Origin of the sequence: Lentzea alba (genome assembly GCF_011067745.1) — a bacterium.
In the GTDB taxonomy this organism is placed as follows: domain Bacteria; phylum Actinomycetota; class Actinomycetes; order Mycobacteriales; family Pseudonocardiaceae; genus Lentzea; species Lentzea alba.
Map to the genome: position 1 here is coordinate 218,104 of NZ_JAAMPJ010000014.1, position 12,412 is coordinate 230,515.

The 12,412-nt window shown below is 69.0% G+C and carries 14 protein-coding genes; 4 read left to right on the forward strand and 10 right to left on the reverse strand.

Going from position 1 to position 12,412, the window contains the following annotated elements; all coding sequences use genetic code 11:
- Positions 1-36: 36 nt before the first annotated feature.
- The 3 genes from G7043_RS39250 to G7043_RS39260 form a co-directional block, all read right to left on the reverse strand.
- Positions 37-3,195: a S8 family peptidase gene (locus G7043_RS39250; protein WP_166053768.1), complete on the reverse strand. Its 3,159-nt coding sequence runs from the start codon at positions 3,193-3,195 to the stop codon at positions 37-39.
- A gap of 98 nt (positions 3,196-3,293) precedes the next feature.
- A complete protein-coding gene (locus G7043_RS39255; RefSeq protein ID WP_166053769.1) occupies positions 3,294-3,977 on the reverse strand; it encodes an aspartate/glutamate racemase family protein in 684 nt (227 codons plus the stop codon).
- Positions 3,978-3,985: 8 nt separating this feature from the next.
- Positions 3,986-4,540 (reverse strand): TIGR03086 family metal-binding protein, encoded by a 555-nt coding sequence (locus tag G7043_RS39260; protein ID WP_166053770.1) that lies wholly within the window; start codon positions 4,538-4,540, stop codon positions 3,986-3,988.
- Positions 4,541-4,685: 145 nt separating this feature from the next.
- Between G7043_RS39260 and G7043_RS39265 the strand changes: the two genes are divergently transcribed.
- Complete coding sequence (locus tag G7043_RS39265) at positions 4,686-5,378, forward strand: helix-turn-helix domain-containing protein (protein ID WP_207312359.1); 693 nt, start codon at positions 4,686-4,688, stop codon at positions 5,376-5,378.
- Here G7043_RS39265 and G7043_RS39270 read toward each other — a convergent pair.
- Positions 5,371-5,808 carry a VOC family protein gene (locus tag G7043_RS39270; RefSeq protein WP_166053772.1) on the reverse strand — a complete coding sequence of 146 codons (438 nt, stop codon included), beginning with the start codon at positions 5,806-5,808 and terminating at the stop codon, positions 5,371-5,373. The genes G7043_RS39265 and G7043_RS39270 overlap by 8 nt on opposite strands.
- A gap of 109 nt (positions 5,809-5,917) precedes the next feature.
- On the opposite strand from G7043_RS39270, the gene G7043_RS39275 reads away from it, so the two are divergent.
- The 3 genes from G7043_RS39275 to infA all read left to right on the forward strand — a co-directional run bounded on the left by G7043_RS39275 (position 5,918) and on the right by infA (position 7,680).
- The gene (locus G7043_RS39275) at positions 5,918-6,520 is read left to right on the forward strand and encodes a LysE family translocator (protein ID WP_166053773.1); all 603 of its coding nucleotides are present in this window, start codon (positions 5,918-5,920) and stop codon (positions 6,518-6,520) included.
- 178 nt (positions 6,521-6,698) lie between these two features.
- Positions 6,699-7,469, forward strand: a complete 771-nt coding sequence (locus G7043_RS39280) for a GNAT family N-acetyltransferase (RefSeq protein WP_166053774.1) — start codon at positions 6,699-6,701, stop codon at positions 7,467-7,469.
- Positions 7,459-7,680 carry a translation initiation factor IF-1 gene (gene infA, locus G7043_RS39285; protein ID WP_166053775.1) on the forward strand — a complete coding sequence of 74 codons (222 nt, stop codon included), beginning with the start codon at positions 7,459-7,461 and terminating at the stop codon, positions 7,678-7,680. The genes G7043_RS39280 and infA overlap by 11 nt, the downstream gene beginning before the upstream one ends.
- A 184-nt stretch (positions 7,681-7,864) precedes the next feature.
- Here infA and G7043_RS39290 read toward each other — a convergent pair whose 3' ends face one another.
- The 6 genes from G7043_RS39290 to G7043_RS39315 all read right to left on the reverse strand — a co-directional run bounded on the left by G7043_RS39290 (position 7,865) and on the right by G7043_RS39315 (position 12,337).
- Positions 7,865-9,115 (reverse strand): RNA polymerase sigma factor, encoded by a 1,251-nt coding sequence (locus G7043_RS39290; protein ID WP_166053776.1) that lies wholly within the window; start codon positions 9,113-9,115, stop codon positions 7,865-7,867.
- Positions 9,116-9,122: 7 nt separating this feature from the next.
- Positions 9,123-9,353 carry a YciI family protein gene (locus G7043_RS39295; protein ID WP_166053777.1) on the reverse strand — a complete coding sequence of 77 codons (231 nt, stop codon included), beginning with the start codon at positions 9,351-9,353 and terminating at the stop codon, positions 9,123-9,125.
- A 66-nt stretch (positions 9,354-9,419) separates the two neighbouring features.
- Positions 9,420-10,256 carry an NAD(P)H-binding protein gene (locus G7043_RS39300; protein ID WP_166053778.1) on the reverse strand — a complete coding sequence of 279 codons (837 nt, stop codon included), beginning with the start codon at positions 10,254-10,256 and terminating at the stop codon, positions 9,420-9,422.
- A complete protein-coding gene (locus tag G7043_RS39305) occupies positions 10,253-11,008 on the reverse strand; it encodes a TetR/AcrR family transcriptional regulator (RefSeq protein WP_166053779.1) in 756 nt (251 codons plus the stop codon). The genes G7043_RS39300 and G7043_RS39305 overlap by 4 nt, the downstream gene beginning before the upstream one ends.
- Before the next feature lie 63 nt (positions 11,009-11,071).
- Positions 11,072-11,335, reverse strand: a complete 264-nt coding sequence (locus G7043_RS39310) for a MerR family transcriptional regulator (RefSeq protein WP_166053913.1) — start codon at positions 11,333-11,335, stop codon at positions 11,072-11,074.
- 447 nt (positions 11,336-11,782) lie between these two features.
- Entirely contained in the window at positions 11,783-12,337 is a 555-nt protein-coding gene (locus tag G7043_RS39315; protein WP_166053780.1) for a hypothetical protein, read from the reverse strand.
- Positions 12,338-12,412 lie beyond the last annotated feature (75 nt).

The following is a 12,412-nucleotide window of genomic DNA, read 5'->3' on the forward strand; positions in this document are numbered from 1 at the left end:
ACAGTACGGAAGCGCCCCGCGTGCGGTAACGCAGCGTTACTTCAGGTCGTACGCGCGGATGATGGTCTGCTGGACCTCACCGCCCGCATCGGCCGCACGTGCCTTCAAAGACACGTTCTTGGCGCCGTGCGGGTGCAGCAGCGTGACCTGCCAGCCACCGCGGGTCTTGCGCAACGGCACCTGCTTCCACGTCTTGCCCTCGTCATAGGACACCGACACCGCCGGGTCCTTGATGTCGGTGACGTTGCCGAACCCGTTGCGCTGCACCGTGATCGGCAGCGTCAGCACCCGGCCGGCCCGGTTGAGCTCGTCGAGTTCCGGTTCGAACCGCACCGCGAGCAGCGGCACCGGGCGGTACTCCTCGCCGGCGACGTGCTCGGAGGTGAACTGCCAGTCCGTGGTGATGCGCGAGGACTGCGTGTCCCGGTTGAGCTCAACGTGCGCCTGGTAGCGGCGCTTCTCGGCCGGCACGTCCGCGGCGCGCGCGGAGCCCGCGTAGTCGGTCTCCGCGATCACCTTGCCGTCCAGGGTGATGACGGTCTTGCCGGTGTGGGTGCCGGTGCCGACCGTGCCGATCGCGCTGGCCATCGGCACGTCCAGGCGCAGCTGGTTGCCGAGGCGTCCGGCGAACCGGACGTAGCGCGGGTCGTTCGGCATGGACGGGCCGTACACGGCGCTGTTCCAGTGCTCGGTCGTGGTCCTGCCGAGCTTGAACTTCCGCGGCACACCCGTGAACTGGTAGCCGTGGCCGGGGAACTCGTTGAGCTTCGCGGACTCCGTGAGCGAGCCCATCCACTCCACGTCCGGCGTGTAGAACTCCTTGAGCCGCAACGGCAGCGGGCCCGAGGCGCCGTCGTCGCGCTGGCCGATCGAGCCCGGCACGCGGGCGTGCGTGACCGAGTCGACGCGGGCCAGGTCGCGGTCCTTGACCGTGCGCTGGAGGTTCTCCGGCACGCGGCTCTTCTCAGTGATCCGGACGTGGTACTGGTACGGGCTCAGGTGGAAGAAGCCGGTGCCGTCCGGCTTGGCCATCACGGACGAGGCCGAGAACGTGAACGTCGGCCACGACGTCGTCGACGGCCGCACGAACAGGCCCTCGAAGTCGCGCAGGCCCCAGGTGGCACCGGTGGCGCCCCAGTTGGCCTGCATGTCGAAGCTCAGCTCGGAAGTCGCCGGGGCGGCGTCCTTCCGCTCGACGCCGATGGACGGCTGGATCGCCTGCCGCGCGTCGAAGACCAGGTCCGCCGCACCGGTGACCTCGTAGGCCGGTTCGCTGAGGATCGTCGTCTTCCAGCGGTCCGTCGGCTGGGCGCCGGGCGTCTGGACGAACCCGTCCAGGAAGAACGTGCCCTTGGGCAGGCGCTGGACGAGCTTGCCCGACGCGTCGAAGCGGACGTACGCCTGCCGGTGGAACAGGTCGACGAAGCGATAGAAGTAGTTCGGCGTCAGCTGGCCGTTGTGGTCGAGGAACGTGAGGCTCACGTCGTAGCTCTCGACCTCCTTGACCACGCCGACCGGCACGCGGGTGCCGTCGGAAGCGGTGACCGCGGCCCCGTAGATCGCGTCCGGCACGTTCGCGCGGGTGTCCGCGGTGACCGTGGCGTCGGCCGTACCGCCGGCCGGGATCGTCAGCTTGGCCGGGGTGACGCTGAACAGGCCGTTCGCCGCGGGCTTCACCTCGGTGACGCTCAGGTCGAGCGTCACCGGTTCGCTGCCGGTGTTGCGGTAGGTCAGCTTCCGCTCGATCACCTTGTCGTCGTCGTGTGGCCACAACGCGGTGCCCAACGAGAGACTGCCGTGATCGGTGCTCACGTTCGTCGACACCGCACGGCCGACGTCGAGGCGTCCGGCGCCCTGCTCGTAGACGGTCAGCGAGGGGTTGGGCTTGGCGCTGTTCATCAGCGCGGCCTTGATGTCCTCGGCCTTCCACTGCGGGTTCTTGGCCGCGAGGATCGCCGCCGCGCCGGCCACGTGCGGAGTGGCCATCGACGTGCCGGACAACGCGACGTGCGCGTCACCGACGGGGGTGCCGATCTGGCCGTTGCGCGCCTTGGCCGCGACGATGTCGACGCCCGGCGCGGTGATGTCGGGCTTGACCGCGTTGTTGTACCAGCGCGGGCCGCGCGAGGAGAACGGGGCGAGCTGGTCGCCGCGGTCCACGGCGCCGACGGTGAGGGCCGCGTCGGCGGACGCGGGTGAGCCGATCGCGCCACCGGAGTTGCCGGCGGCGACCACGAACAACGCGCCGGTCTGTTCGGTGATCTTGTTGAGCGCGAGCGACATCGGGTCGGTGCCCTCGTCGGGCCACGAGCTGCCGAGGCTCATGTTGATGACCTTGGCCTTGGTGGCGGCCCACTCCATGCCGGCGATGATGTCGCTCTCGCGCCCGCCGCCGTGGTCGCCCAGCACCTTGCCGTTGACGAGCTTCGCGTCAGGGGCGATGCCCTTGTACTTGCCGTCACCGGTCACGGTCGAGGCGACGTGCGTGCCGTGGCCGAGACGGTCGTCGGTGGTGTCGCTGTCGCTGAAGTTCTTCGACTCCACCACGGCGCCCGCGAGGTCCGGGTGCGTCTCGTCGACGCCGGTGTCGAGGATCGCGACGGTCACGTCCTTGCCGGTGAAGCCCTTCTCCCACGCCTGGGGAGCGCCGACCTGCGCGGCGCTGCGGTCCAGTGACGCGGTCACCTTGCCGTCGAGCCAGATCCTGCCGGTGCCCGCCGCCCGGGCACCGGACCAGAAACCGCCGCTCTTGTCGACCGTCACCGCGTGCGCGCCGATGCTCGGCAACGACTCCGCGCCCGCCGCGCTGATCCCCTGCCCCTGCACGATCAGCGGAATGGTCTTGCTGGACGCGTCGTCGTAGCCGGATCTGGCGAGCAGCGAGACGTCGAACAGCCGCTCGTCCAGTTCGCCGGAGTTGAGCCGGGCCTGGGCGTCGAGCGGGACGACGTGGAGGTCGCCCCGCGGGTCCTTGAACGTGCGGAACCCGACCTTCTCGCGGCCCTTGGCCCCTCTGGCTCGCACCTGGCCGTTGGCGACGACGACCTCGTCACCGGTGACGAGCGTGACCTTGGTGGTCAGCCCGTCCGCGCGTACTTCCGGTTGCGGCGCGGCGGACGCCGTGGAAACGGGAACGGCTGCCGTGGCGGCTACCACGACAGCCGTCAGACCTGCGGCTATGTGTGATCGTTTCAACGCGAACTCCCCTGGGTTCACTGTGGAGCTGTATCAGCCCTCTGTGACTGAGACACACCCGAGGGTGTCCGCGTTGTATTCCAGGTCACATCAACGGTTCACAGAACCGCCCGCTCGACCGCCGCCTCGACGTGCAGGCGGGTGGTCGGGAAGACCGGGAGCGGCACGTCGGCCTGGCCGATCAGCAGCTCGATCTCGGTGCAGCCGAGGATGATCCCCTCCGCGCCGTCGAACCGGGCGATCACGTCCTGGTAGGCGCGGCGGGACTCGTCGCGGACGATGCCGAGGCACAGCTCGTCGTAGATGATCCGGTGCACCGTCGCTCGGTCCTGCGGGGACGGCAGCAGGACGCGCAACCCGTGCGACTCCAGGCGTTCGCGGTAGAACGGCTGGTCCATGGTGAACCCGGTGCCGAGCAGTCCGACCGTGGTCAGGCCCGCGTTCTTGATGGCCTCGGCGGTCGTGTCGCCGAGGTGGATCACCGGGATGTCGACCGCGGCCTGGACCTGGTCGAACACCTTGTGCATGGTGTTGGTGCAGATCAGCAGGAAGTCCGCGCCGGCCGCCTGCACGCCCGTCGCGGCCTCGGCGAGCGCCTTGCCGGCGTCGTCCCACCGGCCCTCGACCTGCATGCGTTCGATCTCGGCGAAGTCCACGGAGAGCAGCACGATCTTGGCCGAGTGCAGACCGCCGACGCGTTCGCGTACCAGCACGTTCGCCAGCCGGTAGTACTCCGCGCTGCTCTCCCAGCTCATCCCGCCCAGCATCCCGATCGTCAGCATGGGCCCAGTCAAGCACTCCAGCGCGGGTCACGGCCGGTGCGCGCCAGGAGCTGCTCGAACGCGGACGCGCCTTCCGGTGCTTCGACGGGTTCCTTGAAGACCTTCCACTCGATCGCCGTCGGTCCCATCTGCTCGACCAGGTTCTTGACCTCGGCGAACACCTCGGGGTCCGGTTCGAAGTGCTGGCCGGTCGCCTGCGCGAGGTCGGAGGCGTGGATGGTGAGGTCGAGCAGCGCGAGGCCGCCGACGGTCTGCGCGGGCATCCCCATGTTGCCGGCGATGCCCTCGTCCGCGCCGGGCTCTGCCCACGCCTCGACGAGCTTCGCGGTCTCAGCGGGGAACTGCACGCGCCAGTCCGGGTAGTTCGGGGTGTGGCTGAAGTCGGCGTCCTGCTTGGCGGCGAGCTTCTGGAACTCGACGACGACGTGCAGCAGGTGGTCGAGCAGGGCGCGGACGTCGTAGTCGGCGCACGGGGTGGGCTTGGTCAGGTCGTCGTCGCTGATGGTGGCGATGACGGGCAACGCGTGGTCGCGGGCGCGGTCGAGCAGAACGCTGAGCTTCATGGTTCTCGACGTTAGGAGTGCGCGGTTCCGCGTTCTTGAAGAAACACGCCAACCTAGGATTTAAGGCGTGCAGGGGCCGCGTCGGGACACTAGGGGAATCGTGGACGCGCGCGAGCTTTTTGCTCGTGTGCGGTTCCGGCGTCGCATGCCGTGCGTGGAGTTGCAGCCGTATCTGGAGCACTACTGGCTGATCGACGGTCAGCTGGACACGCCGTACACCACACACGTCGTGCCGCATCCGTCCGTGAACATCGTCTTCGAACACGGGCACGCACAGCCGGAGATCGCCGGTGTCGGGCTCGGGTTGTTCAGCCGGGTGCTGGACGGGCGGATTCGGGTGGCGGGCGTGCAGTTCCGGCCGGGCGGGTTCCGGCCGTTCCGCGCCGAGCCGGTGTCGCACTGGACCGGCAGGCACGTGCGACTCGACGTGCCCGCTGCGCTCGTGCTCGACGTGGAGGACGAGGACGAGCGGGTGGCCGCGCTCGATTCGTTCCTGCTGGGGATGGGACCGGTGGCCGACCCGCAGGCGACGCTGGCGATGGAGCTCGTCCAACGGATCCGGGACGACCGGGAGATCCGGCGGGTCGCGGACTTCGCGCGGGACTGCGGTGTCGCGGTGCGGACGATGCAACGACTGTTCGCGGACTACGTCGGGGTGAGCCCGAAGTGGGTCATCCTGCGGTATCGCATCCACGAGGCATTGGAGCGCGCGGAGTCCGAAGTGGAGTGGGCTCGTCTGGCCGCCGATCTCGGTTACAGCGACCAGGCCCACCTCGTGCGTGACTTCACCCAGACCGTTGGAGTGTCTCCAACGGCTTACGCGCGGGCGCTCACCTGAAGTACTCGCACAGTTCGAGGAGAATCCCCTCGGGGCCACGCACGTAACAGGTCCGCAGCACGTCCTGGTAGGTCTCGATGTTCCTGACCAGCTCGGCGCCGTGCGGCTTGATGCGCGCGAGGGTGTCGTCGAGGTCGTCCACGACGAACGCGACGTGCCGCAGCCCCAGGGCGTTGATCGGGGCGTGCGAGCTGCCGTCGATGCTCTGGGGCGCCTGGAACTCGCTGAACTCGATGCGGTAGCGGTCGTCTGGGGTGCGCATCATCGCGATGTCGCTGCTGGAACCGTCGAGCCCGATGACGCCGTCGACGAATTCGCCTTCCATGTGCGCCTTGCCTTCCAGTTCCAGGCCGAGGGCTTCGAAGAACGCGACGGCGGCCGCGAGGTCGGTGACGGTCATGCCGATGTGGTGCATGCTCTTGATGGTCATGCCCCAGGGACGGAGCTCATGACCGAAGTTCGACATCGAAAGTGGTCCAACTTCACGGGCGGTTTTTGGCTCTCCTGCCTGGACCGCTTTGGCGGCAGAGTTCACCGGCATGAGCCTTGCCTTCCTGGTCACGACGTTGATCGCGGTCGCCACGCCTGGCACCGGTGTGCTGTACACGCTGTCTGCCGGTCTCGCGCACGGACGCAAGGCGAGCGTCATCGCGGCGTTCGGCTGCACCGTGGGGATGGTGCCGCACGTCCTGGCGACCGTGACAGGCCTCGCCGCGTTGTTGCACGCGAGCGCGCTGGCGTTCGAGATCGTGAAGTACCTGGGCGTGGCCTATCTGGTGTACCTGGCGTGGATGACGTTGCGGGACAAGAGCGAACTGGTCGTGGACACCGCTGCAAACACCTCTTGGGCGCCGGCGTCCGCGCGGAGGATCGTGGTGTCGGCGGTGCTGATCAACCTGCTCAACCCGAAGCTGACGATCTTCTTCGTGGCGTTCCTGCCGCAGTTCGCGACGGGCGTCGGGCAGATGGTCCAGCTCAGCGCGGTGTCCATGGCGCTGACGTTCGTGGTGTTCGCCGGGTACGGGGTGTTCGCGGCGTCGATGCGCGACCGGGTGCTGGCCCGGCCGCGCGTGATGGTGTGGCTGCGCCGGTTGTTCGCCGCCTCGTTCGCCGCGCTCGGCCTGAAGCTGGCCCTGACTTAAATCGGTGGACTCGATCACGCCGCACTTCTAGGGTTCCGACGACCGTGACTCGACACTCGGAGGTGAGACCCATGAACGCTGTTTCGATGTGGGTGCTCCCCTCGTCGTCACGGTCGGGCGACTGACGTAGGGGTTGCCGGGAGCGCCGCGATCAGGCATTCCTGAAAGGCGACCCATCATGAACCCTCTGCGTTTCACCGCGGGCGAACCCGCGGTGGAGATCACCCGCATCACGCCAGGACTGTGGCACGCGCTGGACGACGACCAGGTGACCGGTCGCGGCGAGGCCATCACGCGACCGGACGGGCGGGTCTTCCTCAGCGTCGACGCCTGGCACCGCTCGGTCTTCGACCAGCTCGCCCGCACGATGCTGACCTCCCTGCCGGAACCGCTGCACACGGTGGCCGACGAAACTGATCACGAACTCGTGGCCGGCTGGCGTCGCGCCGGAATGACGATCCGGCGGCGTGAGTGGGAGTACGTCGTGCCCACCGATCCACGCGTCACCGGGCCCGCCGTCCCGCCACCGGGCGTCACGATCGAGTCCGCCGACGACGGCCCGCTGCACGAGCTGGACCGCGTGATCCGTGCCGAAGTCGAAGAAACCGTTGGCTGGCAGGAGATGCCGGCCGAGGTGATGGTCCGGCCCGCCGGCGACGCGTCGATGTACACCGTGGCGGTCGAGAACGGTCAGTACGTGGGCCTGGTGCGGGTGGTGCAGCTGACGCGCCTGCCCCGGATCGGGCTGATCGCCGTCCGCGCCGCCCGGCAGCGCCGCGGCATCGCCCGCGCGCTGCTGACCCACGCGCTCGGCGTGCTGCACCAGGCGGGGATCGAGTCGGCGTCGGCCGAGGTGAACGAGACCAACGTGGCGGCGACGGCGTTGTTCGAGGGCATCGGCGCCCGGCGGGCGACCAGCACCGTGGAGCTGGTGCACCATGGCCTCTAAGGGCGGTATCGAGGTGGAGGGAACCGTGATCGAGTGCCTGCGCGACGCCCGGTTCACGGTGGAGCTGCCGAACGGGCACCACGTACTGGCCCACATCAGCGGCAAGATCAGGAAGAACTTCATCAAGATCCTGCCGTACGACCGGGTCCTGGTGGAGTTGAGCCCGTATGACCTGAACCGGGCCCGAATCCTGTTCCGCTACCGCAACTAGCGCCCCGCAGTGCCGGCGCCTGTTCACTCACCCGAACCCCACCAGCCCCACTTTTCGACACGCGGGGACCCCGCGTACTACAGAAGCGGACGAAAGGCCCCCGCGTGCCGATCGGCAAGGCGGGCGGGGACTGCGGAGTGTGACGGGTGGGTGCTGCTTCACTCGAACGGGGTCGGCTGGGGACTTAGGTGCAGGCTGCGGCGCGGGCCAGCAGCAGGGTTTTTTCGCGTTCGTTGCGGGTCAGGGTGGCGGCCTTTTCGAACTCGGCTTTCGCTTCCTCGGTGCGGCCTAGTTTGAGGAGGAAGTCACCGCGGACGCTGGGGAGCAGGTGGTAGCCCTTCAACGCCTTCTCCCCAGCGATCTCGTCGACCAGTGCGAGGCCGGCGGCGGGTCCGAAGGCCATCGACAACGCCACCGCGCGGTTGAGCTCGACGATCGGGGACGGCGAGATCTGCGCCAGCACCCCGTAGAGCGTCGCGATGCGCTGCCAGTCGGTGTCCTCGGCCCGGCGCGCGCGGCCGTGGCACGCGGCGAGAGCGGCCTGCACGTAGTAGGGGCCGGGCGGCTGGTTGAGCGCCTCGGCGCGTTCGAGGGCCTTGAGGCCGCGGCCGATGAGCAGCCAGTCCCACTTGCCGCGGTCCTGGTCGAGCAGCAGCACGGGTTCGCCGCCGGGGCCGGTGCGGGCCCTGGTGCGGGAGGCCTGGATCTCCATCAACGCGACCAGGCCGTGGACCTCGGCCTCCTTCGGCGCGAGCTCGGCCAGCACCCGGCCGAGCCGCAGCGCCTCGGCGCAGAGTTCGGGGCGCAGCCAGTCGTCGCCCTGGGTGGCGGAGTAGCCCTCGTTGAAGATCAGGTAGAGGACCTCGAGGACGCTCGCGAGCCGGGGCGCGAGCTCGGGGCCTTCCGGAACCTCGAACGGCACACCGGCGTCGGCCAGGGCTTTCTTGGCGCGCACGATCCGTTGGGCGACGGTCGCGTCGCTGACCAGGAACGCGCGGGCGATCTCCTCGGTCTTGAGGCCGCCCAGCATCTTCAGCGTCAGCGCGACTCGCGCCTCGGTGCCGAGCACCGGGTGGCAGGCGGTGAAGATGAGGCTCAGCAGGTCGTCGCCGATCTCGTCCTCGATGCCCTCGCTGGCGTCCGGCGTGGCCTCCTGGACGTCGCGGCCGATCTCCTCGACCTTGCGGTTGAAGTTCTCGCGCCGCCGGATCTGGTCGATGGACCGCCGTTTCGCCGTCGTCATGAGCCACGCGCCGGGGTTGCGCGGCACGCCCTCCGTCGGCCACTGCTCCAGCGCCGCGACCAGTGCGTCCTGTGCCATCTCCTCGGCGAGGCCGACGTCGCGGGTGTACCGGGCGAGCGCGGCGATGACCTTCGCCGACTCCATCCGCCAGACCGCGTCGATGGTGCGGTGCACCGAGGTGGTTGCCCCCATATGGGCATCAGACCACAGCCACCTGACGTATTTCCACGACGCACGCCGGAAGGGGGATGCGCCGGATCCGCTCGACCGCCTCCTCGTGGTCGCGGACGTCGATCAGCCAGTACCCGGACACCCCGAGCGCGTCCGGCACCAGGTCGCCCGCGTCGAGCAGGACACCCGCGCGCAGCAGCGCGTCCCCGTTCAGCGCGGCCATCGGTTTCGGGCTTCTGACGAACACCATGAACCGCACCGGACCTCCTCGTTCGCTCCCCTTGTGAGGACGTCGAACGAGGAGGTGCCGAAATCGACGCGATGATCAGGCCGTGAAGTCGTCCGCGTGGTCACGCGCCCACTGTGCGAACGTCCGGTACGGCTTGCCCGTGACGGCCTCGAAGTCCGGCTGCACCACGAACTCGTAGTCGCCGAACTCGTCCGGGTCGCCGCCCTCGTAGCCGCCGAGGCCGAGGACGTACCGAGCGATCTCCTCGGGCCAGCCGACGCTGACGTAGTAGGCGAGCGCTTCTTCCGTGGTGACGTCGCGGAACGTCAGGTCGCGCCCGATCACCTCGCCGATGGCCCGAGCCATGTCCCGCTGCGTGAGCTGCGGCGGCCCGGACAGGTTGTAGGCCTTGCCCGCGTGCCCGTCCTCGGTCAGCGCCTTGATCGCCACCTCGGCGATGTCGGCCTCGTGGATCGGCTGGCCGAACTCGTCCGGGTTGGGGTGCACGATCGTGCCGTCCTCGCGGATCGACGGACCCCACAGATCGATCTTGTTGACCGCGAACTCACCGGGCCGCAGGTGCGTCCACTCGACGCCGGACGCCTCGACGGCCTGCTCGACCGGCAGGTGGTGGGTCGTGTCGTAGCCGTAGGTCACCGCGCCCGAGGACAGCGTCACGATCCGGCGCACGCCGGCTTTCACCGCTCGTTCGACGACGTCACGCGCGGTCGGCGGGTGCACGAACAGGTAAAGCTTCTCCACGCCGTCGAACGGAATGCTGTCCGGGTCGTCGAGGTCGGCTTTGACGACGTCCACGTCGGCCGGGAAGTTCGCCTTGCCCGGGTCGCGGGTGAGGGCCCGGACGTGCGCGCCGAGCCCCTGCACCACCAAACGGCCGACGTTGCCCGTCGCACCGGTCACCAGGATCGTCATCGCATGCCCCCTTGAATTCCGTCCAGCAGCTTCTCGAGCCCGTAGTCGAAGGAGCTCCGCATGTTGTCCGCGAGCGTGCCCCCGGTGTCGTACGCGCCGGCGTTCCACAGGGTCGTCATCGTCGGGTAGCGCTCGACGTCGAAGTAGTCGTCCCAGAACACCTGCCGCGCGCCCCACCACGAGTCACCGGACTGGCCGGTGCTCGCCGCGAGCTGTTGATCGTCCACTTCGGACGCCGCCGCGCCCTGCACGAACCCCTCGACCGCGATGTGCGCCACGGTGACCTGGTTCGGTTCCAGACCGGAGTCGGCGAGCGCGGCCAGCACGAACTCCTGCCCGTCCATCAGGCCCGGCCCGAGCGGTGGGCGCACCATCGACACGTCCCGCATCCACGGGTGTGCCTGGTAGACCGCGCGGGTGCGGTCGGCGTAGTGCTTCACGCGCTCACGCCACGTGCCCTCGGGCTTGAGATCGCGTTCCTGCAGCACGGTGTCGGCCATCAGGTCGATCAGCTCGGCCTTGCCGGGCACGTGCGTGTAGAGGGACATCGTGCCGACGGCCAGTTCCTGCGCGACGCGGGCCATCGACATCGCGCCGAGTCCCTCGCGGTCGGCCACCGCGATCGCCGCAGTGACGATCTGGTCGACGCTCACCTTGGGCTTCCTGCCGACCGGTTTCGGTTCCGGCGGTCTGCGCCAGAGCAGCGCGAGCGTCCTGACCGGGTCTCCCCCGCCGCTGCGTTCGGCGGCCATCCGTCCACCCCATTTCCGTAGGCCATACGGAAACAATACCGTACGCCCTACGGAAATGGCGCCTCAGTTGTCGCTCAGGCGGGCCCGCAGCGCTGCCACCTCGGCGTTCGCCGTCGCGAGGTCGTCCTCCAGGCCCACGATCAACGCCGCGGAGGCGAGCGGGTGGCCGTCGTCGAACAGCGCCCGGTACCGCTGCGCGACGCCGAGCTGCCGGCGGGAGTAGCGCCGGTGGCCGCCGTCGGAGCGGTGCGGCACGAGGACCTCGGCGGCGTCGAGACTGCGCAGGAACGCCGGCTGCACACCGAGCAGGTCCGCCGCCCGGCCCATCGTGTAGGCCGGGTAGTCGTCGTCGAGATCGCTCAGCGGCACCACAAACTCCTCAAGTAGGTACTTGACACAATCTACAGTGAGCGCTACAAAAAATCTGTACCTAGTAACGCTTCTTCGAGGAGTGACGCGAGGTGCTTTCGACTAGCGAGAGGGCTTTCGCGGACCTGGTGTGCGCCGATCCGGCGTGGGTGAGCGCGGAGTTCGAGGCGATCATCGACGCCAACTTCGGCACGAAGCCGAGACCGCGTCCTCACTCTCGTCCAGGCGCCGTGGGCCTTCCGGAGCCCGCGGTCCTGCGAGGGGTGCGGCGCGCCGGGTCAGCGAGGTCGCGGCAGCGGTCTCCTCCGGCCGGATGAGGAGGTGCACGTCCTCGTTCAGCCGGCGCGAAAGGAGTTCAACACGGTGACCGGGGCGGCGGGCCTGATGGCCGGCCGCCCCACGTGTCTAGTTGACGTACCAGGTGACGTGGACCCCGGCGGAGGCGTCCTTCAGCTCGGCGCACACCTCGTGCGCCGCCACGAGTCCGGTCCTGCGGCACATCTTCCGGTCATCTCCGCGGTAACCGCGCGACGCGAGGTGCGCGCGCATCACCTCGTGCGCGCGGTCTCCGGTCGCGTCGAACTGACGCCAGCACCCGCCAGAACCGCACGCAACTTCGGCCTTGCCGACCCGCAGCCCCGCCGGACCGGGTAGCACGCCCTCGTCACCAGGCGGCGCCTCCATTCGCATGATCGCGACGAACCCACCGGCCACGAACCCGCCGACCACCAGGAACGGCAACAGCAGCACGGCGACCGTCCGCCCCTCCACCAGGAAGCCGGCGCCGAGCACGATCGACACCAGCAGCGGCAGCAGCCAGAACGTCTCGGTGAACGACGGCACCCAGGGCCCGGACCAGTCCAGTCCGCGCGGCACCACGAACCACACCACCAGCGCCAACACGATCAGGCCGACGATCACCCGTGTGCGTGAGCGCGACTTCTCCCCCAAGTTCGGCATCCCGCCAGTAAAGCGGAAACGCCGCCCCTGACTGAGGGACGGCGTTTCCTTGTGGTGGGAGCTGGATTCAGCGGG